The organism is Salegentibacter sp. BDJ18 (assembly GCF_017579965.1).
GTDB lineage: Bacteria > Bacteroidota > Bacteroidia > Flavobacteriales > Flavobacteriaceae > Salegentibacter.
Genome location: NZ_JAFLQX010000002.1, coordinates 170,773 through 194,975, shown reverse-complemented (window position 1 = coordinate 194,975; position 24,203 = coordinate 170,773). Strand labels below are relative to the sequence as shown.

The 24,203-nt window shown below is 37.3% G+C and carries 35 protein-coding genes; 32 read left to right on the top strand and 3 right to left on the bottom strand.

Translation table 11 applies throughout. The annotated features are described in order from the left end of the window. The first annotated feature begins 3 nt into the window (after window positions 1-3). The 30 genes from rpsS (at window position 4) to J0871_RS01470 (ending at window position 18,278) form a co-directional block, all read left to right on the top strand. Window positions 4-282 carry a 30S ribosomal protein S19 gene (gene rpsS / locus J0871_RS01615; protein ID WP_057482232.1) on the top strand — a complete coding sequence of 93 codons (279 nt, stop codon included), beginning with the start codon at window positions 4-6 and terminating at the stop codon, window positions 280-282. 8 nt (window positions 283-290) lie between these two features. Further along, window positions 291-698 carry a 50S ribosomal protein L22 gene (gene rplV, locus J0871_RS01610; protein WP_075324950.1) on the top strand — a complete coding sequence of 136 codons (408 nt, stop codon included), beginning with the start codon at window positions 291-293 and terminating at the stop codon, window positions 696-698. Window positions 699-705: 7 nt separating this feature from the next. Then, on the top strand, window positions 706-1,425 hold the full coding sequence (rpsC, locus tag J0871_RS01605) for a 30S ribosomal protein S3 (protein ID WP_075324949.1): 720 nt from the start codon (window positions 706-708) through the stop codon (window positions 1,423-1,425). Between the two features lie 19 nt (window positions 1,426-1,444). After that, window positions 1,445-1,864 carry a 50S ribosomal protein L16 gene (rplP, locus tag J0871_RS01600; RefSeq protein ID WP_057482229.1) on the top strand — a complete coding sequence of 140 codons (420 nt, stop codon included), beginning with the start codon at window positions 1,445-1,447 and terminating at the stop codon, window positions 1,862-1,864. 12 nt (window positions 1,865-1,876) lie between these two features. Further along, window positions 1,877-2,068 (top strand): 50S ribosomal protein L29, encoded by a 192-nt coding sequence (gene rpmC, locus J0871_RS01595; RefSeq protein ID WP_037319233.1) that lies wholly within the window; start codon window positions 1,877-1,879, stop codon window positions 2,066-2,068. Window positions 2,069-2,086: 18 nt separating this feature from the next. Next, window positions 2,087-2,344: a 30S ribosomal protein S17 gene (gene rpsQ, locus J0871_RS01590; protein ID WP_037319236.1), complete on the top strand. Its 258-nt coding sequence runs from the start codon at window positions 2,087-2,089 to the stop codon at window positions 2,342-2,344. Next, window positions 2,344-2,712, top strand: coding sequence for a 50S ribosomal protein L14 (rplN, locus tag J0871_RS01585; RefSeq protein WP_075324948.1), 369 nt, complete (start codon window positions 2,344-2,346; stop codon window positions 2,710-2,712). Before rpsQ ends, rplN begins: the two co-directional genes overlap by 1 nt. 12 nt (window positions 2,713-2,724) lie before the next feature. Next, window positions 2,725-3,036, top strand: a complete 312-nt coding sequence (rplX, locus tag J0871_RS01580) for a 50S ribosomal protein L24 (RefSeq protein WP_075324947.1) — start codon at window positions 2,725-2,727, stop codon at window positions 3,034-3,036. 2 nt (window positions 3,037-3,038) lie between these two features. Next, on the top strand, window positions 3,039-3,590 hold the full coding sequence (gene rplE / locus J0871_RS01575) for a 50S ribosomal protein L5 (RefSeq protein ID WP_075324946.1): 552 nt from the start codon (window positions 3,039-3,041) through the stop codon (window positions 3,588-3,590). 2 nt (window positions 3,591-3,592) lie between these two features. Then, on the top strand, window positions 3,593-3,862 hold the full coding sequence (gene rpsN, locus J0871_RS01570; RefSeq protein WP_057482226.1) for a 30S ribosomal protein S14: 270 nt from the start codon (window positions 3,593-3,595) through the stop codon (window positions 3,860-3,862). A 66-nt stretch (window positions 3,863-3,928) separates the two neighbouring features. Continuing rightward, window positions 3,929-4,327, top strand: coding sequence for a 30S ribosomal protein S8 (gene rpsH, locus J0871_RS01565; RefSeq protein WP_075324945.1), 399 nt, complete (start codon window positions 3,929-3,931; stop codon window positions 4,325-4,327). Window positions 4,328-4,346: 19 nt separating this feature from the next. Further along, on the top strand, window positions 4,347-4,889 hold the full coding sequence (gene rplF, locus J0871_RS01560; RefSeq protein WP_208222901.1) for a 50S ribosomal protein L6: 543 nt from the start codon (window positions 4,347-4,349) through the stop codon (window positions 4,887-4,889). A gap of 12 nt (window positions 4,890-4,901) precedes the next feature. After that, the gene (rplR, locus tag J0871_RS01555) at window positions 4,902-5,255 is read left to right on the top strand and encodes a 50S ribosomal protein L18 (RefSeq protein WP_075324943.1); all 354 of its coding nucleotides are present in this window, start codon (window positions 4,902-4,904) and stop codon (window positions 5,253-5,255) included. 6 nt (window positions 5,256-5,261) lie between these two features. Further along, the gene (gene rpsE / locus J0871_RS01550) at window positions 5,262-5,786 is read left to right on the top strand and encodes a 30S ribosomal protein S5 (RefSeq protein ID WP_075324942.1); all 525 of its coding nucleotides are present in this window, start codon (window positions 5,262-5,264) and stop codon (window positions 5,784-5,786) included. Between the two features lie 13 nt (window positions 5,787-5,799). Continuing rightward, complete coding sequence (gene rpmD / locus J0871_RS01545; RefSeq protein ID WP_075324941.1) at window positions 5,800-5,982, top strand: 50S ribosomal protein L30; 183 nt, start codon at window positions 5,800-5,802, stop codon at window positions 5,980-5,982. Window positions 5,983-5,991: 9 nt separating this feature from the next. Then, the gene (gene rplO, locus J0871_RS01540; RefSeq protein WP_075324940.1) at window positions 5,992-6,444 is read left to right on the top strand and encodes a 50S ribosomal protein L15; all 453 of its coding nucleotides are present in this window, start codon (window positions 5,992-5,994) and stop codon (window positions 6,442-6,444) included. 11 nt (window positions 6,445-6,455) lie between these two features. After that, window positions 6,456-7,793: a preprotein translocase subunit SecY gene (gene secY / locus J0871_RS01535; RefSeq protein ID WP_208222899.1), complete on the top strand. Its 1,338-nt coding sequence runs from the start codon at window positions 6,456-6,458 to the stop codon at window positions 7,791-7,793. Between the two features lie 2 nt (window positions 7,794-7,795). Then, a complete protein-coding gene (infA, locus tag J0871_RS01530; RefSeq protein WP_013073244.1) occupies window positions 7,796-8,011 on the top strand; it encodes a translation initiation factor IF-1 in 216 nt (71 codons plus the stop codon). A 118-nt stretch (window positions 8,012-8,129) separates the two neighbouring features. Further along, the gene (ykgO, locus tag J0871_RS01525; RefSeq protein ID WP_013305171.1) at window positions 8,130-8,246 is read left to right on the top strand and encodes a type B 50S ribosomal protein L36; all 117 of its coding nucleotides are present in this window, start codon (window positions 8,130-8,132) and stop codon (window positions 8,244-8,246) included. 2 nt (window positions 8,247-8,248) lie between these two features. Next, a complete protein-coding gene (rpsM, locus tag J0871_RS01520) occupies window positions 8,249-8,623 on the top strand; it encodes a 30S ribosomal protein S13 (protein WP_057482220.1) in 375 nt (124 codons plus the stop codon). An 8-nt stretch (window positions 8,624-8,631) separates the two neighbouring features. After that, entirely contained in the window at window positions 8,632-9,018 is a 387-nt protein-coding gene (gene rpsK, locus J0871_RS01515) for a 30S ribosomal protein S11 (protein ID WP_037319270.1), read from the top strand. Between the two features lie 87 nt (window positions 9,019-9,105). Further along, window positions 9,106-9,711: a 30S ribosomal protein S4 gene (gene rpsD / locus J0871_RS01510; RefSeq protein WP_075324937.1), complete on the top strand. Its 606-nt coding sequence runs from the start codon at window positions 9,106-9,108 to the stop codon at window positions 9,709-9,711. A 20-nt stretch (window positions 9,712-9,731) separates the two neighbouring features. Continuing rightward, entirely contained in the window at window positions 9,732-10,724 is a 993-nt protein-coding gene (locus J0871_RS01505; protein WP_075324936.1) for a DNA-directed RNA polymerase subunit alpha, read from the top strand. Window positions 10,725-10,793: 69 nt separating this feature from the next. Next, window positions 10,794-11,303 (top strand): 50S ribosomal protein L17, encoded by a 510-nt coding sequence (gene rplQ, locus J0871_RS01500; protein WP_075324935.1) that lies wholly within the window; start codon window positions 10,794-10,796, stop codon window positions 11,301-11,303. Between the two features lie 166 nt (window positions 11,304-11,469). Further along, window positions 11,470-12,582, top strand: a complete 1,113-nt coding sequence (gene carA, locus J0871_RS01495; protein ID WP_208222898.1) for a glutamine-hydrolyzing carbamoyl-phosphate synthase small subunit — start codon at window positions 11,470-11,472, stop codon at window positions 12,580-12,582. 114 nt (window positions 12,583-12,696) lie between these two features. Beyond that, the gene (locus J0871_RS01490) at window positions 12,697-13,233 is read left to right on the top strand and encodes a DUF3575 domain-containing protein (protein ID WP_208222897.1); all 537 of its coding nucleotides are present in this window, start codon (window positions 12,697-12,699) and stop codon (window positions 13,231-13,233) included. Between the two features lie 348 nt (window positions 13,234-13,581). After that, entirely contained in the window at window positions 13,582-14,868 is a 1,287-nt protein-coding gene (eno, locus tag J0871_RS01485; RefSeq protein ID WP_208222896.1) for a phosphopyruvate hydratase, read from the top strand. A 200-nt stretch (window positions 14,869-15,068) separates the two neighbouring features. After that, window positions 15,069-16,352, top strand: a complete 1,284-nt coding sequence (locus J0871_RS01480; protein WP_208222895.1) for a citrate synthase — start codon at window positions 15,069-15,071, stop codon at window positions 16,350-16,352. Window positions 16,353-16,399: 47 nt separating this feature from the next. Next, window positions 16,400-17,347 carry an arginine deiminase family protein gene (locus J0871_RS01475; RefSeq protein WP_208222894.1) on the top strand — a complete coding sequence of 316 codons (948 nt, stop codon included), beginning with the start codon at window positions 16,400-16,402 and terminating at the stop codon, window positions 17,345-17,347. Window positions 17,348-17,351: 4 nt separating this feature from the next. Next, entirely contained in the window at window positions 17,352-18,278 is a 927-nt protein-coding gene (locus J0871_RS01470; RefSeq protein WP_208222893.1) for an arginine deiminase-related protein, read from the top strand. A 127-nt stretch (window positions 18,279-18,405) separates the two neighbouring features. Here J0871_RS01470 and J0871_RS01465 read toward each other — a convergent pair whose 3' ends face one another. Both J0871_RS01465 and J0871_RS01460 read right to left on the bottom strand, forming a co-directional pair. Beyond that, the gene (locus J0871_RS01465; RefSeq protein WP_208222892.1) at window positions 18,406-19,896 is read right to left on the bottom strand and encodes a BCCT family transporter; all 1,491 of its coding nucleotides are present in this window, start codon (window positions 19,894-19,896) and stop codon (window positions 18,406-18,408) included. 72 nt (window positions 19,897-19,968) lie between these two features. Next, window positions 19,969-21,414, bottom strand: coding sequence for an SDR family oxidoreductase (locus tag J0871_RS01460; protein ID WP_208222891.1), 1,446 nt, complete (start codon window positions 21,412-21,414; stop codon window positions 19,969-19,971). 69 nt (window positions 21,415-21,483) lie between these two features. On the opposite strand from J0871_RS01460, the gene J0871_RS01455 reads away from it, so the two are divergent. Then, window positions 21,484-21,687 carry a hypothetical protein gene (locus J0871_RS01455; RefSeq protein ID WP_208222890.1) on the top strand — a complete coding sequence of 68 codons (204 nt, stop codon included), beginning with the start codon at window positions 21,484-21,486 and terminating at the stop codon, window positions 21,685-21,687. Between the two features lie 6 nt (window positions 21,688-21,693). On the opposite strand, the gene J0871_RS01450 is transcribed toward J0871_RS01455, so the two are convergent. Next, window positions 21,694-22,119: a hypothetical protein gene (locus J0871_RS01450; protein ID WP_208222889.1), complete on the bottom strand. Its 426-nt coding sequence runs from the start codon at window positions 22,117-22,119 to the stop codon at window positions 21,694-21,696. Window positions 22,120-22,300: 181 nt separating this feature from the next. Between J0871_RS01450 and argS the strand changes: the two genes are divergently transcribed. Further along, a complete protein-coding gene (gene argS / locus J0871_RS01445; RefSeq protein WP_208222888.1) occupies window positions 22,301-24,082 on the top strand; it encodes an arginine--tRNA ligase in 1,782 nt (593 codons plus the stop codon). Window positions 24,083-24,203: the final 121 nt, after the last annotated feature.

Genomic DNA, 24,203 nt, shown 5'->3' with positions numbered 1-24,203 from the left:
GATATGGCACGTTCATTAAAAAAAGGACCTTACGTTCACTATAAGTTAGATAAGAAGGTTGCTCAAAACGTTGAGTCTGGTAAGAAAGCCGTGATCAAAACCTGGTCTAGAGCTTCAATGATTACTCCAGATTTCGTAGGGCAAACTATCGCTGTTCATAACGGGAAACAATTTGTACCTGTATATGTAACAGAGAACATGGTAGGGCATAAATTAGGAGAATTTTCACCAACACGTTCTTTTAGAGGGCATTCTGGTGCAAAAAATAAAGGTAAAAGATAATTGAAGCTATGGGAGTTCGTAAAAGAGAAAGAGCAGAGCAAATAAAAGAAGCCAAAAAACAGGTAGCTTTTGCAAAGTTGAATAACTGCCCTACTTCGCCTAGAAAAATGCGCTTAGTTGCGGATTTAGTAAGAGGAGAGAAAGTAGAAAAAGCGCTTCAAATATTAAAATTCAGTTCAAAAGAAGCTTCTGGGCGTTTAGAGAAATTATTGCTTTCTGCAATAGCCAACTGGCAATCTAAAAACGAAGATGCAAGTATTGAAGATGCTGAATTGTTTGTAAAAGAAATCCGTGTAGATGGAGGAGCGATGCTTAAGAGGCTACGTCCTGCACCACAGGGTCGCGCACATAGAATTAGAAAGAGATCCAATCACGTTACTTTGGTGCTTGGAGAAAACAATAATACACAAAGCTAAGTAGAGTATGGGACAAAAAACAAATCCAATCGGGAATCGCCTTGGTATCGTAAGAGGATGGGAATCCAACTGGTACGGAGGAAATGACTACGGCGATAAATTAGCCGAAGACGATAAGATTAGAAAGTACATCCATGCTCGTCTTTCTAAAGCGAGTGTATCCAGGGTAATTATTGAGCGTACGCTTAAGCTTGTAACCGTTACTATCACCACTGCCAGACCAGGTATTATTATTGGTAAAGGCGGCCAGGAGGTAGACAAGCTTAAAGAAGAACTTAAGAAAATTACCGACAAGGAAGTTCAAATTAACATCTTTGAGATTAAGAGGCCAGAACTTGATGCGCATTTAGTAGCATCTAGTGTTGCAAGACAAATTGAAAATCGTATTTCTTACCGTCGTGCAATTAAAATGGCTATCGCGGCTGCTATGAGAATGAATGCTGAAGGAATCAAAATTCAGATTTCCGGACGTTTAAATGGTGCAGAAATGGCACGTTCAGAAGCATACAAAGATGGTAGAATTCCTCTGTCTACTTTTAGGGCCGATATTGACTATGCTTTAGTTGAAGCTCATACTACTTATGGTAGGTTGGGTGTTAAAGTATGGATCATGAAAGGCGAAGTTTATGGTAAAAGAGATCTTTCTCCACTTGTTGGAATGTCCAAGAAACAAGGAGGAAAACCTGGAGCCGGGCGAGGTGGTAACAAATCACGTCGTAGAAAGTAATTTTTTAAAGTAAAGAAAAATGTTACAACCTAAAAGAACAAAATACCGTAAACAGCAGAAGGGCCGTATGAAAGGCAACGCCGGAAGAGGGCATAGACTCTCTAATGGTACCTTTGGAATTAAATCTATGGATTCTAGTTTCATTACTGCCCGTCAAATAGAAGCTGCACGGATTGCTGCTACCCGATATATGAAAAGGGAAGGTTCTATCTGGATTAAAATATTTCCAGACAAGCCTATCACTAAGAAACCTCTAGAGGTACGTATGGGTAAAGGTAAAGGTGCTGTAGAATATTGGGCTGCTGTTGTAAAACCAGGAAGAATTATGTTTGAAATTGGTGGAGTACCAATGGATGTTGCTAAAGAAGCTTTAAGGCTTGCGGCACAGAAACTTCCGGTAAGAACCAAATTTATTGTAGCTAGAGATTATCAAGCTTAATATTATAAAGTTATGAAACAATCAGAAGTAAAAGAACTGTCTGTGGCAGAATTACAAGAAGAGCTTGGGAAATCTAGAAAAGCATATTCAGATTTGAAAATGGCTCACGCAGTTTCGCCATTAGAGAACCCAATACAGCTTAGAGCTGTACGAAGAACTATAGCGAGACTTGCTACAGAGTTAACTAAAAGAGAACAACAATAAGTGTTATTCTGCTGAAAGATGGAAAAAAGAAATTTAAGAAAAGAGCGTATAGGCGTTGTTACAAGTAATAAAATGCAGAAATCTATCGTGGTTTCTGAAGTTAAGAAAGTAAAACACCCTATGTATGGAAAATTCGTTTTAAAAACGAAAAAATATGTAGCGCACGACGAAACAAACGACTGCAACGAAGGAGATACTGTAAGGATCATGGAAACAAGACCTTTAAGTAAATCTAAATGTTGGAGATTAGTAGAAATAATTGAAAGAGCGAAGTAATGGTACAACAAGAGTCTAGACTAAGAGTAGCAGACAATACCGGGGCAAAAGAAGTTTTGACCATACGTGTATTGGGCGGTACAAAGAAAAGATACGCTTCTGTTGGGGACAAAATAGTTGTCAGCGTTAAAGAAGCTACACCTAACGGAAATATCAAAAAAGGTGCAGTTTCAACAGCAGTTGTTGTTCGTACCAAGAAAGAAGTACGCAGAGCAGACGGGTCTTATATCCGTTTTGATGATAATGCCTGTGTATTATTAAATCCAACTGGAGAAATGCGCGGAACTCGTGTATTTGGACCGGTTGCGAGAGAACTTCGTGATAAGCAATTCATGAAAATTGTATCATTGGCACCAGAAGTGCTTTAATACATTAACAAGATGAGAAAGCTTAAAATAAAAACTGGAGATACTGTAAGAGTTATTGCTGGAGACCACAAAGGTCAGGAAGGTAAAGTTCAAAAAGTTCTCATAGAAAAGAATAAAGCCATCGTGGAAGGTGTTAACACTATCTCAAAACATGAGAAACCAAGTGCATCTAACCCACAAGGTGGTATTGTAAAGAAAGAAGCTCCTATTCATATTTCTAACCTTTCTTTGTTAGACAAAGATGGTAACACTACCAGAGTTGGATATAAAGAAGAGGATGGAAAGAAAGTAAGATTTTCCAAAAAATCTAATGAAGTAATTTAGTTATGGCATACGTACCAAGACTTAGAGCAGAATATGCAGAGCGAGTAAAGCCTGCATTAAAAGAAGAATTTAGCTATGCTAACGTAATGGAGATCCCAAAACTTGAAAAAATAGTTTTGAGCCGTGGCGTTGGTGCAGCTGTAGCAGATAAAAAGCTTATTGACCATGCTGTAGATGAACTTTCTACAATTACCGGTCAAAAAGCGGTGCAAACCATTTCTAAAAAGGATGTTGCTTCATTCAAACTTCGTAAAGGAATGCCAATTGGGGCAAAAGTTACTTTGCGAGGATACAGAATGTACGAATTCTTAGATCGTTTAATTACATCAGCACTTCCACGTGTTCGTGACTTTAACGGGATTAAGGCTAATGGTTTTGATGGTAGAGGAAACTATAATTTAGGAATTACTGAGCAAATCATCTTTCCGGAGATTGATATTGATAAAGTAAACCGAATTAATGGTATGGATATTACCTTCGTGACCACTGCCAAAACCGATAAGGAAGCAAAATCGTTGTTAACCGAACTAGGATTACCTTTTAAAAAGAATTAATTATGGCTAAAGAATCAATGAAAGCCCGTGAGGTGAAGAGACAAAAAATGGTGAAAAAGTATGCTGAAAAACGCGAGGCTTTAAAAGAAGCTGGCGATTGGGAAGCACTACAAAAATTACCAAAAAATTCTTCTCCTGTACGTTTGCATAACCGTTGTAAGCTAACTGGTAGGCCAAAAGGTTATATGAGACAGTTTGGTCTTTCTCGTGTAATGTTTAGAGAAATGGCTAATAAGGGATTAATTCCTGGAGTTAGAAAAGCTAGTTGGTAAAATTATAAATTGGTTGCAGGTTCTCCCGAGTGACGGGACGAAAACCACATCCGCAAATTAAGATAGATGAATACAGATCCTATTGCAGATTATTTGACAAGAGTTAGGAACGCTGTGGCTGCAAACCACAGGGTGGTAGAAATACCAGCTTCTAACCTTAAAAAGGAGATTACAAAAATATTATTCGATCAGGGATATATTCTTAGTTACAAGTTTGATGATGCTAGTGCTCAGGGAACAATTAAAATTGCCCTTAAGTACGACAAGATCACAAAAGAGCCTGTAATTAAAGATATCCAGAGAATAAGTAAACCTGGTTTACGTAAGTATGCCGGCGCTAACGAATTGCCACGTATCTTAAACGGTCTTGGTATCGCTATAGTTTCTACTTCTCACGGTGTAATGACCGGGAAGCAGGCTAAAGCCGAGAAAGTTGGTGGTGAAGTATTGTGTTACGTTTACTAATACTTAAAAGACTAAAGAAATGTCAAGAATAGGTAAAAGCCCAATTACAATTCCAGAAGGTGTAAATGTAGACCTTAAAGATGGCGTTGTAACGGTAAAAGGAAAATTAGGAGAACTTAAGCAGGAAGTTAGCGACATTGATGTGAAAATTGAAGATGGCGTAATTACTTTTGAACGTTTTTCAGAGAAAAGTGATCAGAAAGCAAAACACGGTCTTTATCGTGCTTTGATAAACAATATGATTGAAGGAGTAACTAACGGATATACAAAATCTTTAGAATTGGTTGGAGTTGGATATAGAGCTTCTAATCAGGGACAAAAATTAGATTTAGCCGTTGGGTTTTCCCATAATATTGTAATAGATTTGGCACCGGAAGTTAAAGTAGAGGCAATTTCAGAGAAAGGTAAAAACCCAATCGTGAAATTAACTTCTTACGATAAACAACTTGTGGGCCAGGTAGCTGCTAAAATACGCTCCTTTAGAGCACCAGAGCCTTATAAAGGTAAAGGTATTAAGTATGTTGGAGAACAATTACGTAGAAAAGCAGGTAAATCAGCTTAATAAAGTTTAGATATGGCAGTTTCAAAACAAGATAGACGAAATAAGATAAGAAAGCGTGTTCGTAAGTCAATTACGGGTACCGCTAGCCGTCCAAGATTATCTGTATTTAGAAGTAATAAAGAAATTTATGCTCAAATTATAGATGACGTAGAAGGAAAAACACTAGCTGCAGCCTCTTCAAGAGATAAAGGCGTGTCAGTAGAAGGTGATAAATCCAAACAAGCAGAATTGGTTGGTAAAGCCCTTGCTGAAAAAGCTTTGAAAGCCGGTGTAGAAACCATTTCTTTTGACAGAGGTGGTTACCTGTATCACGGAAGAGTTAAATCATTAGCAGAAGGTGCTCGAGAAGGAGGACTAAAATTCTAGAAAATTATGTATCAAGATTATAAAAACGTAGAACATGTAAAACCGGGCGGACTTGAATTAAAAGACCGTTTGGTAGGAGTACAACGTGTGACCAAAGTAACCAAAGGTGGTAGAGCTTTTGGATTTTCTGCTATTGTTGTAGTAGGAGATGAGAATGGTGTTGTAGGGCAAGGTTTAGGTAAATCTAAAGAAGTTGCCGATGCTATCTCTAAAGCTGTGGAAGATGCAAAGAAGAATTTAGTGCGTATTCCTTTACATAAAGGAAGCCTTCCTCACGAGCAAAAAGGTAAGTATGGTGGTGCAAGAGTTCTTTTGCTACCTGCTGCAACTGGTACCGGGATTATAGCCGGTGGTGCAATTCGTGCCGTACTGGAAGCTGTTGGTGTACACGACGTACTTTCTAAAAACCAGGGTTCTTCAAACCCGCACAACGTGGTAAAAGCTACTTTTGATGCGCTACTTCAATTAAGAAGTGCAGATACTGTTGCTAAACAACGTGGTATTTCATTAGAGAAGGTTTTTAAAGGATAAATCAAGGAGAAAGATGGGAAAGATAAAAGTTACAAAAGTAAAGAGTGCAATTAACCGATCTAAAAACCAGAAACTGGTTTTAGAGTCTCTTGGTCTTAAGAAAATTGGCCAGACGGTAGAGCACAACGATACGCCAAACATCCTTGGTATGGTAAATAAAGTTAAACATTTAGTTTCCATTGAGGAAACAAAATAATAAATTCACATGGAATTAAATAACTTAAAACCTGCAAAAGGTTCAGTTAAGAGTAACAACAAGCGTGTTGGCCGTGGAGAAGGATCAGGTAAAGGTGGTACTGCCACCCGTGGTCACAAAGGGGCTAAATCTCGTTCTGGTTACTCCAAGAAGATTGGTTTTGAAGGAGGGCAGATGCCACTTCAACGTCGTGTTCCAAAATTTGGTTTCACTAACAGAAATCGTGTAGCATACCAGGGTGTTAACCTTGATACCTTACAGCGTTTGGTTGATGAAGGTAAAATTAAAGATACTGTAGATGTTGATACTTTGATCGAAAACGGTCTTGTGAGTAAAAACAAACCAGTAAAGATATTAGGTAGAGGTGAATTAAAGGCAAAGTTGAAAATATCTGTTCATAAATTTACAGCCACAGCTAAAGAAGCTATAGAAGCTGCTGGAGGTGAAGTTGTTACTTTATAATAGATAGCCAAATGAAATTCATCAATACTATTAAAAATATTTGGAAGATCGAGGAGCTAAAAAATAGAATTTTAGTAACCCTCGGTCTGTTATTAGTTTATCGTTTTGGAGCGCAAGTTGTGCTTCCCGGGATAGATGCTTCGCAGCTATCTAACCTGGCATCCCAAACAGATGGGGGTCTTTTGGGCCTCTTAAACGCATTTACAGGTGGAGCTTTTTCTAATGCTTCTGTATTTGCATTGGGAATTATGCCATATATCTCGGCTTCTATTGTAGTGCAGCTAATGGGTATTGCTATACCTTACCTGCAAAAACTGCAAAAAGAAGGTGAAAGTGGTAGACGTAAGATCAATCAGATCACCCGTTGGTTAACTATTGCAATTACATTAGTACAGGGACCCGGTTATATCTATAACCTTTTTGCTACACTTCCGCAGCAAGCCTTTTTATTAGGTGATACTGTTACGTTTGTAGCTTCTGCAGTAGTAATTCTTACTACAGGTACCATTTTCGCAATGTGGCTGGGTGAAAAGATAACCGACAAAGGTATTGGTAATGGTATTTCGCTATTAATTATGGTAGGTATTATTGCTACCTTACCACAAGCATTTATTCAGGAATTCGCTTCCAGGGTATTTGAATCTAATGGAGGCCTTATTATGATTCTTATTGAATTGGTAATATGGTTTGCTATTATTCTTGCTTCGGTAATGTTGGTGATGGCAGTGCGCCAAATCCCGGTGCAATATGCCAGAAGAACCGCCTCTGGAGGTTACGAGAAAAACGTATTTGGATCAAGACAGTACATTCCACTTAAGCTTAATGCTTCAGGTGTAATGCCAATTATATTTGCCCAGGCAATTATGTTTATCCCGGCTGCTGTAGCAGGATTATTAGATTCTGATGCTGCACAAGGGGTTACCGCTGCCTTTAGCGATATATTTGGGTTTTGGTATAATGTAGTTTTTGCACTATTAATTATTGTGTTCACTTACTTCTATACCGCGATTACTGTACCTACCAATAAAATGGCTGATGATCTAAAACGAAGTGGAGGATTTATTCCCGGCATTCGTCCCGGAACTGAAACCGCTGAGTTTTTAGATAGAATTATGTCTCAAATTACCTTGCCAGGATCTATTTTCCTTGCGCTTATTGCTGTGTTCCCAGCGATTGTGGTGCAACTCTTAGGTGTGCAACAAGGATGGGCATTGTTTTTTGGAGGAACCTCGCTTTTAATTATGGTTGGAGTTGCAATAGATACTATGCAACAAGTAAATTCTTACTTGCTGAATAGACATTACGACGGATTAATGAAAACAGGTAAAAACAGAAAAGCAGTAGCTTAATTATGGCAAAACAACCGGCAATAGAACAAGACGGAACAATTATAGAAGCATTATCTAATGCAATGTTTCGTGTAGAATTGGAAAATGGTCACGTTGTGACAGCTCATATCTCTGGGAAGATGCGTATGCACTACATTAAATTGTTACCTGGAGATAAAGTAAAACTGGAAATGAGCCCTTACGATCTAAGTAAGGCTCGTATAACATACAGATACTAAAAGTAATTTGAGCTATTTGTAAAATTTTCAGTACTTTTGCAACCTGAAAAAAATATGAATGCTGAAATCCTGATTTTGAGCATATTTCAAAATCAGTGAATTGTAAAAAACTAAAGAGATGAAAGTTAGAGCATCAGTAAAGAAAAGAAGTGCCGACTGTAAGATAGTTCGCAGAAAAGGGCGCCTTTACGTAATTAACAAAAAGAATCCTAGATTTAAACAAAGACAAGGCTAATTATGGCAAGAATTGCAGGGGTAGATATACCTAAACAAAAGCGAGGAGTTATAGCATTGACCTATATCTTCGGAATTGGTAAAAGCAGGGCTCAAAAGATCCTTAGCCAGGCCAAAGTAGATGAAAGCAAAAAAGTTTCAGATTGGGACGATGAAGAAATTGGTCGTATTCGTGAAGCTGTTGGTGAATTTACAATCGAAGGAGAATTACGTACAGAAGTTCAAATGAGTATTAAGCGTCTAATGGATATTGGATGCTATAGAGGTATTCGTCACAGAAGTGGTTTACCACTTAGAGGGCAGAGAACCAAAAATAACTCAAGAACCAGAAAAGGTAGAAGAAAAACAGTTGCTAACAAGAAGAAAGCAACTAAATAGTAATTAATATGGCAAAGAAGACAGTTCAAAAAAAGCGTAAAGTAACCGTTGAGTCCGTAGGGCAAGCGCACGTTACGGCTTCTTTCAATAACATTATTGTTTCCCTTACTAATAAAAAGGGTGACGTTATTGCTTGGTCATCTGCAGGAAAAATGGGTTTTAGAGGTTCTAAAAAGAATACTCCTTATGCTGCCCAATTAGCTGCAGAAGACGCGTCTAAAGTAGCTCACGAAGCTGGTTTGCGCAAAGTTAAAGTTTACGTTAAAGGGCCGGGGAATGGTAGAGAATCTGCTATTCGTTCGCTTCATAACAACGGGATTGAGGTAACAGAAATTATTGATGTTACTCCATTACCACACAACGGATGTCGTCCTCCTAAGAGACGTAGAGTTTAATAAATAGTATAATAATAAGAGAGGAGTTAAGATTATCGAAGGACAGAGACCTTAATTCATAATCCCTTTCTTCTAAAATTTAAATTAATGGCAAGATATACTGGTCCAAAGACTAAAATAGCCCGTAAATTCGGTGAAGCTATTTTTGGAGACGATAAATCTTTTGAAAAAAGAAATTACCCTCCAGGACAACACGGGAACAACCGTCGTCGTGGAAAAAAATCTGAATATGCTATCCAGTTAATGGAAAAGCAAAAAGCAAAGTATACTTACGGGATCCTTGAGCGTCAGTTTAGCAATATGTTTAAAAAAGCTACTAGAGCACAGGGAATTACTGGTGAAGTTCTACTTCAACTTTGTGAATCACGTCTTGATAACGTAGTTTATAGAATGGGTATTGCCCCAACTAGAAGCGCAGCAAGACAATTTGTATCTCACAGGCACATTACGGTAAATGGTGAGTTGGTGAATATACCTTCTTACCAATTGAAACCTGGTGATGTAGTAAGTGTTCGTGAAAAATCAAAATCTTTACAGGCTATCCAGGATTCACTAGCTAACAATAGCAGTGTTTACGAATGGATTACCTGGAATAACGAAACAAAACAAGGAACTTTTGTTTCAGTACCCGGACGTATTCAGATTCCGGAAAACATAAATGAACAATTCATCGTCGAATTATATTCGAAATAATAATTCACAGAAGTCGTAATATGGCAATACTAAATTTTCAGAAGCCCGATAAAGTTATAATGATTGATTCAACCGATTTCGAAGGGAAATTTGAATTTCGCCCTTTGGAACCCGGCTATGGATTAACCGTTGGTAACGCTTTAAGGAGAGTGCTTTTATCTTCGTTAGAAGGTTATGCAATCACTTCAATTCGTATAGAAGGCGTAGATCACGAATTCTCCGCTATTCCTGGAGTTGTTGAAGACGTAACAGAAATTATCCTGAATCTTAAACAAGTTAGGTTCAAAAGGCAAATTGATGAAATAGATAACGAAGCCGTTACCATTTCTGTATCTGGAGAAGAACAAATTACTGCCGGTCACTTTCAAAAATTCATTTCAGGCTTTCAGGTACTAAACCCAGATCAGGTTATTTGTACTGCAGATAAGAAAGTAAACCTGAATATGGAAATGACCATAGAAAAAGGTAGAGGTTATGTTCCGGCCGAAGAAAACAAAAAAGCCAACGCACCTCTTGGAACTATTTTTACAGATTCTATTTATACACCAATAAAGAACGTAAAGTATAGCATTGAAAACTATCGTGTAGAGCAAAAAACCGATTATGAGAAATTGGTTTTTGAAATCGTAAGCGATGGTTCTATACATCCAAAAGATGCACTTACTGAAGCTGCAAAAACACTTATCCACCACTTTATGTTATTCTCTGACGAGCGTATCACGCTTGAAGCTGATGAGATAGCACAAACTGAAACTTATGATGAAGAATCTCTTCACATGAGACAGTTGCTTAAAACTAAGTTGGTAGATATGGATCTTTCAGTAAGAGCTTTAAATTGCTTAAAAGCGGCTGAAGTTGATACCCTGGGAGACCTTGTTTCTTACAATAAGAACGACTTGATGAAGTTTAGAAACTTCGGAAAGAAATCTTTGACAGAGCTTGAAGAACTGGTAAGTAACAAAGGACTTAACTTTGGTATGGACCTTTCAAAATACAAATTAGATAAGGACTAATATATAAGTAGTTTTCCATAAAAGCCGGCAAAAGATCGCGCTTTGGGAAAATGAATTAAGAACAAAACAATGAGACACGGAAAGAAAACAAACCATTTAGGTAGAAAGACCGCTCACAGGAAGTCTATGCTAGCCAATATGGCCTGCTCTCTTATAGAGCACAAGAGAATCAATACCACCGTAGCTAAAGCAAAAGCTTTAAAAGTTTTTGTAGAGCCGTTGGTAACTAAGTCTAAAGAAGATACTACTCACAATCGTAGATTGGTATTCAGTAAACTTCGTCAAAAAGAAGCTGTAGCCGAATTGTTTCGTGAGGTAGCACCTAAAGTTGGTGACCGCCCGGGTGGATACACAAGGGTAATTAAATTAGGTAACCGTCTTGGAGATAATGCCGATATGGCCCTTATCGAGTTAGTTGATTACAACGAAACTTATAAACTTGGTAAAACAGAGAAGAAGAAATCTACACGTAGAGCGGGTAGAAAGAAATCTACTGAAGCTACTCCAAATGCTCCAAAGGCAGAAGGAAAAACAGAAGAGAAATCTTCAGAAAATAAAGAAGACAAAAAAGAGGAATAGAAATGAATCTTTTAAAGTTCTAATTTTTAAAAAGGATAAACTCTCAGGGTTTATCCTTTTTTTATATATTAAAGTGAAATAGTCATTTCCGCGAAGGCGGAAATCTAAAGAGTAAAAAAAAATTCCGTAGCTGCGGAAATCCCCGCAACACAACAAATAAAGCAAAATGAAATATCAAACCCGAAAAAAAGCGATTATCTTACTGGAAGACGGTACTATCTTTCACGGTAAGGCTGTTGGAGACAAAGATGGTAAAGCCGTTGGTGAAGTTTGTTTTAACACCGGTATGACAGGCTACCAGGAAATCTTTACAGATCCTTCTTATTATGGCCAGCTTATGGTTACTACGAATGCCCACATTGGGAATTATGGAACTTTAGCCGAAGAAAGTGAATCTGATAAAGCTAAGATATCCGGACTTATCTGTAAGAACTTCAGTTACACCCATTCCCGCCCGGCCGCCGATTCTTCCCTGCAGGAATTTTTAGACGACAGTAATCTTTTCGCAATTTCAGATGTAGATACACGTGCCCTGGTAACTTATATTCGGGAAAATGGTGCAATGAATGCAATTATTTCTACCGATGTAGATAATATTCAAGGTCTTAAAAAAGAGCTTGCAGAGGTACCAGATATGAATGGTTTGGAACTAGCTTCTAAGGTTTCTACCAAAGAGCCGTATTATTTCGGAAATGAAAATGCGACTTATAAAATAGCCGCTTTAGATGTAGGTATTAAAAAGAATATTCTTCGCAATTTTGAGAAGCGGGATGTGTACGTAAAGGTTTTTCCTTACAATGCTACTTACGAGGAGATGAAAGAATGGAATCCTGACGGCTACTTTCTCTCAAACGGTCCCGGAGATCCTGCGCCTTTAAATAGTGCTATCAACCTTACAAAAACCATTATAGAAAAAGATCATCCACTTTTTGGAATTTGTTTGGGTCACCAGATTATCGCAATTGCCAATGGTATAAAAACCTATAAGATGCATCACGGGCACCGCGGAATAAACCATCCTGTGAAAAATCTTAAAACCGGAAAAGGAGAAATCACTTCTCAAAACCACGGTTTCTCTGTAGATAAAGCAGAAACTGAAGCAAATAAAGAAGTTGAAATCACTCATATTTGCTTAAACGATGATACTGTTGGTGGAATCGCAATGAAAAATAAAAACTGTTTCTCGGTACAATATCACCCAGAGGCAAGTCCTGGGCCGCACGATGCCAGCTATTTATTTGATGAGTTTATGGATCGAATAAAGAGAGTGAAAACTTAAATATATTTTATAAAATCTGAAGAAAAAGCCCAAAATTTAAAGATTTTGGGCTTTTCTTTTCTTAAAAGTGAATTTATTCTAAATTGCGACCTCAAAATCATCAAAAATTCATCAATGAAAAAATTATTACTACTCAGCTTTTGTTTATTTTCATTTTTATCCAGCAACGCACAAAACCAGGCTTCGGTTGAAGACGGACTTTTATCAGTAAACATCTTAACTCCCGGTTTAGAATACGAATTCGGAGTTTCAAATTCAACAACTCTGGATTTACGTGCGGGCTCAGGTATTGCTTTTGGTACCGGTTCATCGGGAGATTTTTTTGGTATTTTCCCGGTCTTTTCTGCTCAGTATCGTTATTATTATAATTTTAAAAATAGAATTGAAAAGAATAAAACAGTAAAAAATAATAGCGCCAATTATATAGCACTAAGTGGTAACCTCCAATCGGGAAAACCAATTATTGGGAATATTGAATATACCGCAGATTATTTTGGAGTTGTAGGACCGGTTTGGGGTTTGCAACGTTACTATGGCAGCGGTTTTAAATTAGACCTAAATTTAGGAGCTGGATATGGTTTTGATGAATTGGGTGATTCCTATTTTTCGCCAATCATAGGAATTAGACTTGGATGGCTTCTTTCAAACTAATTTTCTTCAGAAGATGCATTTATGCAGTCAGCTTCAACTTCTACCATAGGTTTGGGATTTAGATTTTATTACAATCCTTTTGCTTCAGAAAATGACTAAAATTATGTTTTTAAATAATTTCAGCATTTAAAAATCTTCTGAATTTTATAAAATGCTATTCTATTTCGGTTTTCGGTAAATTCATAAAAAATCATACTATTTCCTGAGATTCTTTTAAACACTTTCTTTTAGAAAACCATTTCGTGTTTCCATAATGTTATAAATGCTTTAAAACTACCTGTTTCCCTCGATTTTTTAGGCTTCAATTTGTATCTTGCATTCAAATCAATTAACTAATTAAAAAAGATTATGAGTGTAATAATAAATATTCACGCCCGTCAGATTTTTGACTCAAGAGGAAATCCAACCGTAGAAGTAGATGTTTTAACCGAGAATGGAATTTTAGGAAGAGCAGCAGTGCCTTCTGGAGCTTCTACCGGTGAGCACGAAGCTGTAGAACTTCGTGATGGTGGCGATGATTATATGGGCAAAGGGGTAACCAAAGCCGTAGAAAATGTAAATGATGTAATTGCTGAAGAATTATTGGGTTATTCTGTTTTTGAACAAAACCTAATTGATAAGGCGATGATTGAAATAGACGGAACGCCAAATAAAGCAAAACTGGGAGCAAATGCTATTTTAGGGGTTTCTCTTGCCGTAGCTAAAGCTGCAGCAAACGAACTTGGTTTGCCGTTGTACCGCTACATTGGGGGTGTGAGTGCAAATACGCTTCCGGTACCAATGATGAATATTATTAATGGTGGTTCACATAGTGACGCTCCTATCGCTTTTCAGGAATTTATGATTATGCCTGTAAAGGCCGAAAGCTTTTCTCACGCTCTAAAAATGGGAACTGAGATCTTCCACCATCTTAAAAAAGTGCTACACGATCGTGGTTTAAGTACTGCTGTTGGTGATGAAGGTGGATTTGCTCCAACTTTAGACGGGACAGAGGATGCTTTAGATACTATTCTTAAGGCCATAGAAAATGCGGGTTACAAAGGTGGCGACGAAGTGATGATCGCTCTGGATTGTGCCGCAGCCGAATTCTATGAAAATGGAAAATACGACTATAAGAAATTTGAAGGTGAAGGCGGAAAAATAAGATCTAGCGAAGAGCAGGCAGAATATCTTGCCGAACTTTCTTCTAAATATCCTATTATTTCTATTGAAGATGGAATGGATGAAAACGACTGGGATGGTTGGAAAGCCTTAACCGATAAGATTGGAGATAAAGTTCAGTTGGTTGGTGACGATCTTTTTGTTACTAATGTTGAAAGACTTTCAAGAGGAATTGAAGAAGGAATTGCAAATTCAATCCTTATTAAAGTAAACCAAATTGGTACGCTAACTGAAACTATTGCAGCAGTAAATATGGCGCACAACGCCGGCTTTACTTCAGTAATGTCTCACCGCTCTGGAGAGACAGAAGATAATACTATTGCCGATCTTGCCGTAGCTTTAAATACCGGCCAAATTAAAACCGGTTCAGCTTCAAGAAGTGACCGTATGGCAAAATACAACCAGTTAATTAGAATTGAAGAAGAACTTGGTGAAGTAGCTTATTTTCCAAAGCGCAAAGCTTTTAAAATCTAATTACAGGATTCTAATAAAAATCAAATCCCTTTTGAAGAAATTTCAAAAGGGATTTTTTTTTGAGATAATTCAGCAAAAAACCTTTCAAAATCCCTTGTTTCAGTGAAAATCTTATCGCTGCTTAACGCAAAATTAACAGTAGATTTCTTAAATTAGCAACTCTCGAAAAAATAGTTGAATCAAGTATATAAAATTAAGATATGTCAAAAGTTGCGACGATTGAAATAGATGGGAAAAAATACGAATTTCCCGTTGTAGAAGGAACTGAAAACGAACTGGGAATAGATATTAAGAAACTGCGAGCTGAAGCAGGTGTTATTACCCTAGATCGTGGTTATAAAAATACAGGAAGTTGTGAGAGTGCCATTACTTTTCTTAACGGTGAAGAAGGTATTTTAAGATACCGCGGCTACTCTATAGAAGCCCTGGCAGAAAAAGCCGATTTTCTTGAAGTGGCTTACCTTCTTATTTTTGGGGAGTTACCAACTAAAACCCAATTAGATAAGTTTTATGCCGATATTAAGGAGGAGTCTACGGTAGATGAAGAAATGAAGAAGATCCTTGATGGTTTTCCAAAATCGGCTCACCCAATGGGCGTTCTTTCATCTTTAACCAGTGCTCTTATTGCATTTAACCCTTCTTCAGTAAATGTAGATTCTGAAGAAGATATGTATAAGGCTATAGTAAAAATTCTTGGTAAATTCCCGGTTCTTGCGGCCTGGACACTTAGAAAGAAAAATAGTCTTCCGCTAAATTACGGTGACGACTCTCTTGGGTATGTGGAGAACCTTCATAAAATGATGTTCGAAAAACCTGGAAAGAGTTACAAAGTAGACAAAGAGGTTATTGATGCCTTAGATAAATTATTAATTCTGCACGCAGATCATGAACAAAACTGTTCTACCTCTACGGTAAGAATGGTAGGTTCTTCTCACGCAGGGCTTTTTGCTTCAATTTCAGCAGGAATTTCTGCCCTTTGGGGGCCACTTCACGGTGGTGCAAACCAGGCGGTGATAGAAATGCTGGAAAGAATTAAAGAAGATGGTGGCGATACCAAGAAATTTATGGCAAAAGCTAAAGATAAGGAAGATCCTTTCCGTCTAATGGGCTTTGGTCACCGTGTTTATAAAAACTTTGATCCACGAGCTAAGATTATCAAGAAATCTGCCGATGAAGTTCTTGCCCAACTGGGTGTAGACGATCCTGTTTTGGATATCGCCAAAGGTCTTGAAAAAGAAGCTTTAGAAGATCAATATTTTGTAGATAGAAAACTATATCCAAACGTAGATTTCTATTCAGGAATTATTTACCGTGCATTGGGAATTCCGGTAGAAATGTTTACTGTAATGTTTGCACTTGGTAGACTTCCGGGATGGATTGCCCAGTGGAGAGAAATGAGGTTAATGAAAGAACCAATTGGCCGTCCACGCCAAATTTACACCGGTGCAAACCTGCGTGAATTTAAAGAGGTTGAGAAAAGATAAGAATATCATACATATATTAATAAATTCGGAAAAAGCTTCATCATCGTATGAAGCTTTTTCTATATTTGGTGAAAATTTTACTTGTGAAATTGAATATCAATAATGAAACTTCCCGCCTTAAAGCGGTGGTTTTAGGTACAGCAGAAAGTAATGGTCCCGTTCCATCTCTTGAAGAGGCATACGACCCAAAATCAGCCGAATTCATCAGGATGGGTTCCTATCCCAAAGAAGAGGATATGGTAGAGGAAATGGAAGCCGTTGCCAAAATACTGGAGAAGTACAAAGTGCAGGTTTTTAGACCAAAAGTTATAAAAGATTATAACCAGATTTTTACCCGCGATATTGCTTTTGTAATAGAAGATAAATTTATAAAATCAAATATTTTACCAGATCGCGAACAGGAAATTGAAGCTATTAGTCACGTAATTAAGCAAATAGACCCTTCAAAAATACTTCAGTTGCCGGAGGAAGCGCATATAGAAGGTGGTGATGTTATGCCGTTGGGAGATTATATCCTGGTGGGCACCTACCGCGGTGCAGATTATAAAGATTATATCACGGCGCGTACCAACGTGCAGGCGGTAGAAGCTTTACAAGAATTATTTCCGCATAAAAAAGTGGTTTCTTTCAACTTAAAAAAATCTAATACTGAACCTCGTGATAATGCTTTGCATTTAGATTGCTGCTTTCAGCCAGTGGGAAAAGGCAAGGCTATAATTCATAGAAATGGTTTTTTGGAAGAAGAAGAGTATAACTGGCTGGTAAATCTCTTTGGAAAAGAAAATGTTTTTGAAATTTCCCGGGATGAAATGTATTATATGAATTCTAATATATTTTCTATTGATGAAGATGTCGTAATTTCAGAAAAGAATTTTACAAGATTAAATGCCTGGTTAAGAGAGCAGGGCATTACTGTAGAAGAAGTGCCTTATGCTGAGATTTCTAAGCAGGAAGGACTTTTGCGTTGTTCAACTTTACCGTTAATCAGAAAATAGAATTATGAGACAAATTACAGATACAATTTTAATGGTGCGCCCGGTGGCGTTTAGAATGAACGAGCAAACCGCGGTAAACAACTATTTTCAAAAAGATCTTACTGCCGATAATGTAAATGAACGCGCCCAGGCAGAATTTGATGAATTTGCTTCAAAACTTAAAAAAGTTGGAGTAAATGTAATTGTGGTAGATGATAAACAGGAAGATGATACTCCCGATTCTATTTTTCCTAATAATTGGGTTTCTTTTCACGAAAATGGACACATCGCTCTGTACCCTATGTTTGCTGAAAACCGGAGGAAAGAGCGCCGAATGGAGTATTTTGCGAAATTGGAAGAAAATGGTTTTAAGATTACCCAATTAGTAGATTACACTTCGGCTGAAGAACACGATTTATTTCTTGAAGGTACCGGCAGCCTTTTGTTAGATAGACAAAACCAAAAAGCTTATTGTGCTCTATCACCCCGGGCAGACGAAGATCTTTTGATAGAATTTTGCGAAGATTTTGAATTTACACCCGTGATTTTCAACGCTAATCAAAGTGTTGGAGGTAAAAGAAAAGCTATTTATCACACTAATGTAATGATGTGCCTTGCGGAAAACTTTGCGGTAATTTGCCTGGATACCATAGACGATGTAAAAGAGCGCAAAAATGTACTGAAACATTTAAAAAATGACGGCAAGGAAGTAATCACAATTACTGAAGCTCAAATGCACGAGTTTGCAGGAAATATGTTACAGGTTCAGGGTGCATTTGATAAAAAATATTTGGTAATGAGTGCTCGTGCTCATAAAAGTCTTAATCCAGATCAAATTAGTAAAATTGAAAAGCATTGCGAGATTTTAAGCAGTGATCTTGATGTGATTGAAACCTGCGGTGGCGGCAGCGCTCGTTGTATGATGGCTGAAGTTTTCTTACCGAAAGCTTAGTTTGACATATTTTTCAGACAAAATAATTAAAGATTTTCGTCAAGCTGAATTTATTTCAGCTTCTAACTTGATGGAGAGTATAAACAACTTAGATCCTGAAACAAGTTCAGGATGACGATAGGGCAAATTAAAACTTCTTATACAGATCCCTGAGAAACAAAATCATAATTGCAGCAGTAAAAAAAGCAAAGGGCAGGGAACTTATAATTAAAAACTTCTGCATGGCGGTGAGTACATCGCTATTAGGTTTTATATTTCCCAGCAGAATAATTGCTTCGGAAAAAAGAAGGATCAAAACCGCCCAGGTTAACCGGAATTTTTTCCTCGGGTGTTCTTTTCCTTTATCGCTAAACATACTGAGAACATAGATAGCCGAATCTACAGAGGTTACCAGAAAACTAATCAGTAAAATTATCGTTACAATATTTGTGAAATTAGATAAAGGAAAGGCTTCGAAAAAACGAAATAAAGAAGTAAATACATTATCAAATTCACCGTTGTAGCTCTCCATATTTCCAATAAGATCAAAAGAAGCAGAACCAAAGACGCTAAACCAGAAAAAACTTCCCAGAGAAGGAATTAGCAAAACTCCCCAAATCATTTCTCTGATACTTCTACCTTTTGAAATTCTGGCAATAAAAATTCCGGTGAAAGGTGCCCAGGCTAGCCAAAACGCCCAGTAATAATAAGTCCAGTCGGTTAGAAATTCTTTTCCTGGATTGTATTTCCCCAGAGCTAAACTAAGCGGAACAAAATCTATAATGTAGCTATAAAATGATTCAAAAAACTGACTGAAAACATTTAATATATCTACCTGGAAAAACACCAAAAACATCAAAATAACGGTTACATAAATATTCCAGTTTGAAATTCGTTTAATCCCTTTTTTAATTCCGGCGAAAGCCGAAATAAAGGCCAGGAGACAAACTATAAAAACCAGCAGAATTGTAATCCATAAGGTTCCGGCGGGTGTTGAAGTAAGATGACTAATGCCACCTTCAATTTGAGTGGTTCCTAAACCAATTGCAGCTACCAGGCCAAAAACCGTAGTTAGAATAGTGAGCAGGTTTATACCTTGCGGCAAATATTTTATCGTTTTGAGCTGGGGTAAGCTGCTGCCTAAAAGAATATCAGATTTTCTTACAAAAAGAGCGTAGGCGATGAGTAATGCGAAAATTCCATAGAACGCCCAGGCAGTAAAACCCCATTGATAGAATGTATATTCTAATGCGATTACTTGAGAAGAAGAACTTGTTTCTATAGGCGAATTTAAAAACATAAACACCGGTTCCTGCACTGCTCTTAGTAAAATACCGGCACCCATTCCTGCACTATATAACATAGCGATCCAGGATAGTCGGTCAAATTCCGGCGGGGAATTTCCCAATCTTATTTTTCCAAATCTTGAAAAAGCGATAAAAATGAGGAAGAATACGCACAACAATCCCAGCCATAGATAAAATCTACCGAAATACTCCCGCACCCAAAGGGATCCGATTTCTATTAATTCATAGAAAAATTCAGTAAAGAAAAAGATAAAAAGAGCAAGGAAAAACAGAATAGCCGAAGTGATATAAAGCAGTGGATTTCTTAGAAAAGCTCGAAAAAGTTGCTTCAAAATTTATTGCTTTTCAGGTTATAATTAGTTCTTCAACAGGCAGTTTTTCAAATTTAAACATTTCAGAAAGAATCAGGCTATTTGTTTTTTGGGTTCGCCTTTGGCAATTTTATTCAGCATTCCTTCAAAAATAAAATAATGAAAGGGATACATTGCATACCAATATAATCGGCCCCAAATACCTTTAGGCCTAAATGTGGCGGTTTGGTGCAGCACATTTTCTTTATCGATACAAAACTCTAACCAGGCCTCGCCGGGAACTTTCATTTCGGCAAAAAGTAAGAGTCTTTTTTCCTCTTTATCGGCTAAAAGTACACGCCAAAAATCTAAAGAATCGCCTGAGGCAATTTTATTAGGGTGTGTTCTTCCGCGGCGTAAACCCACCCCGCCAAAAAGTTTGTCTATATAACCACGAAATTTCCATAACCAATTTCCGTAATACCAACCATTTAGTCCGCCAATAGCCCAAATACGTTCCAGCACTTCTTCGGGATTTTCCACTTTGGCGGCTTGTTTATCCTGGAGACATCCATATTTTGGTACCTGTATGTATTTATTTAATTCTTTACGAAAACGGCCGCTGCTTAACGAGTCTTTCCAACTGGAAATAACCTGGTTTTGTTCAATTTTATAGAAGGCCAGTTCAATAGCTTCGGTATAGGATATTGGTTCAATATTGAGTATTTCCTGTAAACGAGTGTCGTTGGTAATTACTTCAACTCGCATACTATCTACCAGGTTTTGTGCAAGTTTGTAAGAGGTTGAGGTTACAAAATAAAGCCAGTAGGACGATAATTTTGGTGACATCACCGGAACACTTAAAATCCATAATTTAAGTTTTCTAACTTCGGCATATTTCAACATCATTTCCTTGTAAGTGAGCACATCCGGACCGCCAACATCAAAAGATTCATTATAGCATTCTTCTTTTCCAATAACGCCGGTTAGGAATTTAATAATATCCCGAATAGAAATTGGCTGGCATTTAGTTTCTACCCAGCTTGGGGTGATCATTACCGGTAATTTTTCACATAAATCTCTTATAATTTCAAACGAAGAGCTACCTGAACCTACAATAATTGCTGCCCGTAAAACGGTAAGATTAAAATCTCCTTTATAGAGAATTTCTTCTACTTTTTTTCTTGATTTTAAATGTTTGGATAGTTCTTCTTCATTTATAATTCCGCTTAAATAAATTACCTGCTTCACCGAGGTGCCGGCCATAATTTTATTAAAATTTTCTGCGGCCTGGGATTCCTGGGTGTCAAAATTATCTGTAGAACCACTCATAGAATGAATAAGATAATAGGCTACATCTATATTTTTTATTTTTTCAGGAGCTTCTTCATCTTTTAGAAAATCGAGTTCTACGATCTCTACTTTTTCCAGTAATTCCTCGTTAGAGGTAAAGCGGTTTTTATTTCTAACCGCACAAATTACTTCGTGCCCCTTTTCAAGAAGTTCAGGGAGCATACGCATCCCAATATAACCGTTAGCACCTGTTAGAAGAATTCTCATAGAAAGATTTTAAGCTTAAAGTACCAATTAAATTAGTACTTTTCATTTTGATTAGTAAAACTTTATAAAATGAATAACGTCCTGAAAATAGTACTTTTAGTAATTGGTATTGGAATGATTGCTTATGGGTTATACCGGCTAATTACACCAGAATTTGCTCTCGATGCCGGACCTCTCCAAATTGAAGCTCACGGCGATAATACGCAATCTTACGCTATGATAGGTTTTGGTATTTTAGCCCTTATAGGTGGCCTCGCTTTTGGGAAACGCTAAACAAACCTAAAGATCACCTATTTGGGTAAGTGCATTATCGGCTTTATAATCCAAAATCTTTTTAAAATATTTATGTATCGCAGGCGTATCGGCCTTTACCTTAATTTTAGAATGATCTTTATAGATAGAATATTCTTCAGCTTTGCCCTTATAAAGATGAAGTTTATAATAAGGAATAACCAGCGCGTAGGTTTCCAGTAAAGACCTAAACATGACGATAATTCCGTTGGGCCGCATTTCAACATTACAGGTATTGGCATTATTATCCAGAACCAGGAGATTGTGAATATCAATACTGGTATCGGTAATATGTAGTTTTGGCGATCCTGTGCCGTTTAATTTCATTCGCGCAAGCAGCGTAAAAGGCTTGCCAACTTCCTTATCAATTTTCTCTTTGGTTTTACTGCGGTTATAAGAGATATTTAATAACATAGCTTTTTGTTTAAAGATAAGTAAATTACTTCGGGACATGCTCATGAAGTAATAAGAAAAAATAATTTACAATTTCGAAACAAGTCTCGGTGCATTTAATCTCGATTATCGAGTAAATTATAGGCAAAAGCCTATTTTCTGTTATCTTTGCAGGGCTTAAAACAACAAATAAAAGTAAAAAATGAAACTCCAAAGTACCCTTTCTACCCACGTAAAAGATGCTGTTAAAATGATCTATGATGTTGAAATTGATCACTTAGAATTTCAGCCTACGCGCAAGGATTTTGAAGGAGATATTACTTTGGTGACTTTCCCAATGCTGAAAACGCTCAAAACCAATCCTGTGAAATTGGGTGAAGAAATTGGAAATTATTTAACTGAAAATGTTGCTGAAGTTTCTGGATTTAATGTGGTGAAAGGCTTTTTGAACATTGTTTTAAGCGATGCTTATTTTCTAGATTTCTTCATTGAAATGAAAGATAGAAAAGATTTTGGGATACTTCCCGCCGCTGAAGATGCTAAAGGAATTATGGTTGAATATTCTTCGCCAAATACCAATAAACCTTTGCACTTAGGGCATATTAGGAATATACTTTTAGGATTTTCTGTTGCCGAAATTTTAAGTGCTGCCGGAAATAAAGCCTATAAGACCCAGATTATTAACGATCGTGGGATTCATATTTGTAAATCTATGCTGGCATGGGAGCGCTTCGGGAATGGAGAAACTCCCCAATCTGTGGGCATAAAAGGAGATAAACTGGTTGGGAATTACTACGTAAAGTTTGACCAGGAATACAAAAAGGAAATTTCCGAATTAATCGAAACCAAAGGAATTTCTGAAGAAGCCGCGAAAGCTGAAGCACCAATTTTGGTGGAAGCCAAGCAAATGTTGCTAAAATGGGAAGCCGGCGATCCAGAAGTGGTTGCACTTTGGGAAAAAATGAACCAATGGGTTTATGATGGCTTTGAAAAAACCTACGATGCTTTAGGCGTAGATTTCGACAAAAATTATTACGAAAGCGATACTTACCTGCTTGGGAAAGACGTGGTGAACCAGGGACTTGAAAAAGGTGTTTTTTATAAAAAAGAAGACGGTAGTGTTTGGATAGATCTTACCGATGAAGGCCTGGATGAAAAAATCGTTTTACGAAGCGATGGTACCGCTGTTTATATCACGCAGGATATTGGTACCGCCATCCAACGGGTAAAGGATTTTGATATTAGTGGGATGGTTTATACCGTAGGAAACGAACAGGATTATCACTTTAAAGTTTTGTTTTTAATTCTGAAGAAACTCGGATTTGATTGGGCAGATTATCTATATCATTTAAGCTACGGAATGGTAGATTTACCTAGCGGAAAAATGAAAAGTAGGGAAGGAACCGTTGTAGATGCCGATGATCTTATTGCTGAAATGACCGAAACTGCCAGAAATATTTCTGAAGAATTAGGGAAATTAGACGGTTATACCGAAGTTGAAAAAGAAGAGCTCTACCGAATTATTGGTTTAGGGGCTTTGAAATATTATATTTTAAAAGTAGATCCTAAAAAACGAATTCTCTTTAATCCTGAAGAATCTGTAGATTTCCAGGGGAATACCGGTCCGTTTATTCAATATACTTACGCGAGAATTCAATCTATAATCAGGAAAGCCGATTTCGACTTTAAGAAACCGGTAGCCGATGGCTATGAATTTCACGAAAAAGAACGTTCGTTAATCAAGCAGCTTCAGTTATATCCTGAAACAATTCAGTTGGCGGCAGAAAATCATAGTCCGGCGTTGATTGCTAACTACACGTACGATCTGGTAAAAGAATTCAATTCATTTTATCAAAATGTAACTATCCTTGGTACTGAGGATATTACCGAAAAAATTTTAAGAGTGCAATTGGCCAATAGTGTTGGGAATGTTATAAAATCTTCTTTTGGCTTATTGGGAATCCAGGTGCCAGAAAGAATGTAGAAAGCCCCCCTTGTCCCCGAAAGGAGAATAAAAAGATAGATTAAATATTTAAAATGAGGTGAAATAAAAAGTTTTCACTTCAGGCTCAAATCATTAAATTTGCAATTCGTTGAAAAACGGA